Below are 5087 nucleotides of genomic sequence, written 5' to 3'. Positions count from 1 at the left end.
TAAATACTTTTTTATATTGACTAATAAATTAATAGAATTTATATTTAATTTTAAATATTCTTATAATAGGGGTGTGTAGATGGGTAACGCTTTGGTATTTCAGTCTGATTTTGGTTTGCTAGACGGAGCAGTTAGTGCTATGTATGGTGTTGCTTGTAGTGTGAATCAAGATTTAAAGATGTACGATTTAACCCATGATATTCCTCAGTATAATATTTGGGAAGCATCCTATCGTTTGGTTCAAACGATGAATTATTGGCCTGTTGGAACAGTTTTTGTTTCAGTAGTCGATCCGGGAGTTGGTTCAGATCGAAGAAGTGTCGTAGCAAGAACGAATTCAAATCACTACATCATTACCCCTGATAATGGAACATTAACGCATATTGCAAAAAATGATGGAATTAATCAACTAAGAGTCATTGATGAGGAAATCAATAGATTACCGAATTCAAGTGAAAGTTATACTTTTCATGGAAGAGATATTTTTGCATATACAGGAGCACGTTTAGCTTCTGGGATGATTGATTTCGAAAATATTGGACCAGAAGTTGATCCAAGTTCATACATAAAATTACCTACAAAAGAATGCACTAGAGAAAACAATAAAATAAATGGAACAATTGATATTCTTGATATTCGATATGGTAGTATTTGGACAAATATTGCTAGAACAGAGTTTATTAATCTAGGTGCCAATTATGGAGATACAGTTGACATTTCGATTGAAAATAAAGGGGAAATAATTTTTCATCAGATGGTTAAATATGGAAAGTCATTTGCCGATGTAAATATTGGTGAACCGATTCTTTATGCTAACAGTCTCGATCAAATGGCTGTTGCTGTTAATCAAGGATCATTTACAAAAGAATACGGTATTTCAACAGGAATAGACTGGATAATTTCAATCACGGTTTCAAATTAAAAATTAGAGATAGAAAGTTAAAAGGGAGAGTGTGGAATGAATAATAGTAATTTGTCGATTAGAACAATTGTTGCGATTGGAATTGGAGCAGCGGTGTTTATTATTTTAGGAAGATTCGGTTCAATACCAACTGGAGTTCCTAATACAAATATTGAAACTGCATATGCATTTTTAGCACTTATGGCTGTTTTATATGGACCACTGGCTGGATTACTAATAGGGCTAATTGGTCATACATTAAAGGATGCAATTTTTTATGGTTCTCCTTGGTTTAGCTGGGTAATCGCATCAGCGATTGTTGGTTTGATCATTGGTTTGGCAGCTAAAAAAATCAATATTCAAAATGGTGAATTCGGTAATAAAGGTATCATTCAATTTAATTTAATTCAAATCATTGCAAACGCACTAGCTTGGTTTGTTGTGGCGCCAGTATTAGATATTTTCATTTATTCAGAACCAGTTAATAAGGTATTTGTTCAAGGTGCTGTTGCAGGTATATCAAATATAGTTACGGTTGCAATTTTAGGAACGATTTTATTAACAGTATATGCAAAAACAAGACCAAAACAAGGTAGTTTAACAAAGGATATGTAGTCGGTGGAAATCTCACCGACCTTTTTCATTTTCATATAAATGAACCAAAACTTAAAATTTTATTGATTAAAGGAAGATGAAATTGAAAAAAGCAATTATTGAGTTTACAAACTTTTCGTTTCAATACAAAGCACAGTCCAATCCAACGCTGAAAGATATTAATCTAACAATCTATGAGGGTGAAAAAATATTAATTGTTGGTCCATCTGGCTCTGGGAAAAGTACGATTTCACATTGTTTAAACGGCTTAGTCCCATCGTTTTATGAAGGTGAAATAAGTGGAAGTTTAAAAATAAATGGTAAAGAAACAAAAAATCAATCAATCTTTGAGTTGTCTCATTCTGTTGGTACCGTGTTACAAGATCCGGATGCGCAATTCATTGGTTTGACTGTCGCAGAAGATATAGGTTTTAAATTAGAAAATACTGGCGTACACCAATCTGAAATGATTGAGACGGTGAAAGATATTTCGAAAATGGTTGGGATTGATCATCATCTACATTCTGCACCACACCAATTATCAGGGGGACAAAAACAAAGAGTAACGCTTGGTGGGGTAATGGTTGATCAAGCAAATATATTATTATTTGATGAACCACTTGCGAATTTAGATCCGGCAACTGGAAAAATTGCGATGGAATTAATTGAAGATATCCATCAAAAAACGAATAGTACAGTGATTATTATTGAACATCGTTTAGAAGAAGTTCTTCAAATTGATATTGATCGAATTATTGTTATAAATGAAGGTGAGATATTAGCCGATGTCAATACAAATGAATTATTAAGTGCAAACTTACTTGAAAACATAGGCATCCGCGAACCGCTTTACATCACTGCCTTAAAATATGCAGGGTGCGAGATTACCCCTGAATCAGAACCCAAAAATATTGATTCAATCATAATAGATTCATATATTGACCAAATAACAAGTTGGTTTCAAAGTACAGACAGATTAAAAAGCTCAGTAGATAATGAAGTTGTGTTAGAACTAAAATCAATTGAATTTAGTTACAGACCAAATGCAAAAATTATTCAAAATGTGTCCTTTAAAATAAGTAAAGGTGAAATGGTTAGTATTGTCGGGAAGAATGGGGCAGGAAAATCTACTATTTCAAAATTAATTTGTGGGTTTTATCAGCCATCGAATGGGCAGATTCTTCTGAAAGGCAAAGATATGAAGGGCTTATCAATCAAAGAACGTGCAGAATATATTGGGATCGTTCTTCAAAACCCAAACCAAATGATTTCACAAACATCAATCTTTGATGAGGTAGCTTTAGGTTTGAAATTCAGAGGCGTCTCACAAGACGAAATAAAAGAAAGAGTGATGAATACATTAAAGGTCTGTGGTTTGTTTGAATATAGAAACTGGCCAATTTCTGCTTTAAGTTTTGGTCAGAAGAAAAGAGTAACAATCGCAAGCGTTCTAGTGCTGAATCCAGATATTATCATATTAGATGAACCAACCGCAGGACAAGATTATAAACATTATAATGAAATGATGGAATTTTTAAAGGAACTGCAGAATAGAGGTATGACGATTATTTTCATTACGCACGATATGCACTTAATGCTTGAATATACAAAAAGAGCAATCGTATTTTCTGATGGAAAGATCGTTGCAGACGATTTGGCACCTAACATTTTAACGAATTCAGATATCATAGAACAGGCGAATTTAAAAGAAACTTCATTACAGCAGCTAGCTAAAAAAGCTAATATAATCAATTCAGTTGAGTTTGTACATAAATTCATAGAGTATGATCGGAGGGTTCGAGTTTGATGAACAATCCAATGCTTTCCTATATAAGTAAAGATTCCTTTATACATGAATTAACAGGTGCAACGAAACTTATTTTTTTTATATTGTGGTCTACAACCGCAATGGTAACATATGACACTCGAATTCTATTAGTGATGTTTCTATTAGGTATCTTATGTTTTAAAGTTTCAAAAATAGCGTTTAAGCAAATTTCATTTGTACTTTATTTTATTTTGTTTTTCATGATATTTAATAGCTTAATGACCTTTATTTTTTCACCGGATCAAGGTGTTGAAATTTATGGGACAAGACATAATTTGTTGCACCTTTTTGGTAATGTATATATTACATCTGAACAATTATTCTATCAATTTAATATTAATTTGAAATATCTTACGGTTATTCCTGTAGGGATTTTATTTATCGTCACAACAAATCCAAGTGAGTTTGCTGCTTCGTTAAATAAAATAGGAGTAAATTACAAAATTGCTTACTCAGTTGCGATTGCATTACGTTATATTCCAGATGTGCAGCGTGATTATCAAGATATTTCATTTGCACAACAAGCTCGTGGATTGGAATTATCAAACAAACAAAATTTATGGAGGCGAATCGTAAATTCTGTTTCAATTCTAATGCCATTAATTTTTTCAAGTTTGAATCGAATTGAAGTGATTAGTTCGGCAATGGAATTAAGAGGGTTTGGTAGTAAAAACTATCGGACTTGGTATAATGCACGTAATTTTGAAATGAGAGACTATGTTACGTTTGTTTTTATAGGGATACTATTTATAGGATCACTGGTTATTACTTTCCATGATGGGAATCGTTTTTATAATCCGTATCTTTAATAAATCTACTAGAAGAAGTTTACTCAAAAAGCGTAAACTTCTTTTTTCTAATTTAAATTAGTTTGTTGATTTCCACTGCAGGATGCTCGCTTTCCATTGGGCGGGCGCTGAGCCTCCTCGGCGAGCCTCCGGGGTCTCAGCTGTCCCGCAGCTCCCATAGGAGTCGAGCATCCTTTCGTTCCAATCTTTTTCTTATTAAGAGAATAGTATCTAAAGACTTTAGAAATTAACATTAATAAAGATTAGTTATTCTGTGATTTCCGCTGTAGTAAGTTCGATTTCCGTGGGGGTTCATCATTCCACAACTCAAAGAATTCGAGCGGTTTATGTCCAATCAAATTCTTATTAATCTAATTAGCCGTTTCAGTCATTTTTCGCTCTTAAATAATATTTTTTGTTTCTTTTACGATATATATAGATTATTTTAAGAATATGTTAATTCAAAAGGAGGATTAAAATGGATAATGATTTATATTTAGCAAGTCGGTCTAGCAGACTTTTAGCCGTATTGGTTGATGCATTTATAACTTTTTTATTCTTCATTCTAATGTCATTTTTAACAGGTATTTCAACATCTGATTTTATGGATAGCACATTTAATGTGAAATTTTTCATGATCTCAATTTTGAGCATTTTGATATTTAATGTCATTATTCCAACCTTTGTATGGAAGGGTCAGACACTTGGGAAACGTTGGATAAAAATTGCAGTTGTTAAAGATACGGATGAAGAGGTTGATTTGATAACGATATTAGTAAGGTCGGTCTTTTTATTTTTTGGTCAGATATCTTTGCCAATCATATCGTATGTTTTCAACGTGATAGCTTTTATCGATCCTTTGCTAATTTTTAGAGGAAATAGAAAAACAATTCACGATATGATTGCGAAAACGAAAGTAATAGATGTTTAAGTGAGAATAATAGCGTAAATTACATCAATAAACTAAAAAGAATGG

5 protein-coding genes are annotated in these 5087 nt (G+C 32.6%); all 5 read left to right on the top strand.

The annotated features are described in order from the left end of the window. The first annotated feature begins 79 nt into the window (after positions 1 to 79). The 5 genes from V7056_RS03640 to V7056_RS03620 all read left to right on the top strand — a co-directional run bounded on the left by V7056_RS03640 (position 80) and on the right by V7056_RS03620 (position 5042). Positions 80 to 922 (top strand): SAM hydrolase/SAM-dependent halogenase family protein, encoded by an 843-nt coding sequence (locus tag V7056_RS03640; RefSeq protein WP_499699384.1) that lies wholly within the window; start codon positions 80 to 82, stop codon positions 920 to 922. A 36-nt stretch (positions 923 to 958) separates the two neighbouring features. Continuing rightward, positions 959 to 1516 (top strand): ECF-type riboflavin transporter substrate-binding protein, encoded by a 558-nt coding sequence (locus V7056_RS03635; protein WP_499699382.1) that lies wholly within the window; start codon positions 959 to 961, stop codon positions 1514 to 1516. An 82-nt stretch (positions 1517 to 1598) separates the two neighbouring features. Then, entirely contained in the window at positions 1599 to 3302 is a 1704-nt protein-coding gene (locus tag V7056_RS03630; protein ID WP_499699380.1) for an ABC transporter ATP-binding protein, read from the top strand. Next, a complete protein-coding gene (locus V7056_RS03625; RefSeq protein ID WP_499699386.1) occupies positions 3302 to 4132 on the top strand; it encodes an energy-coupling factor transporter transmembrane component T family protein in 831 nt (276 codons plus the stop codon). Before V7056_RS03630 ends, V7056_RS03625 begins: the two co-directional genes overlap by 1 nt. A 457-nt stretch (positions 4133 to 4589) precedes the next feature. Then, positions 4590 to 5042: an RDD family protein gene (locus V7056_RS03620; protein ID WP_499699378.1), complete on the top strand. Its 453-nt coding sequence runs from the start codon at positions 4590 to 4592 to the stop codon at positions 5040 to 5042. Positions 5043 to 5087: the final 45 nt, after the last annotated feature.

Source organism: Bacillus sp. JJ664 (genome assembly GCF_036962205.1).
Taxonomy (GTDB): Bacteria; Bacillota; Bacilli; order Bacillales; family Bacillaceae_G; genus Gottfriedia.
The sequence above is the reverse complement of the archived record's forward strand: the minus strand, read 5'-3'. Positions and strand labels throughout refer to the sequence as shown.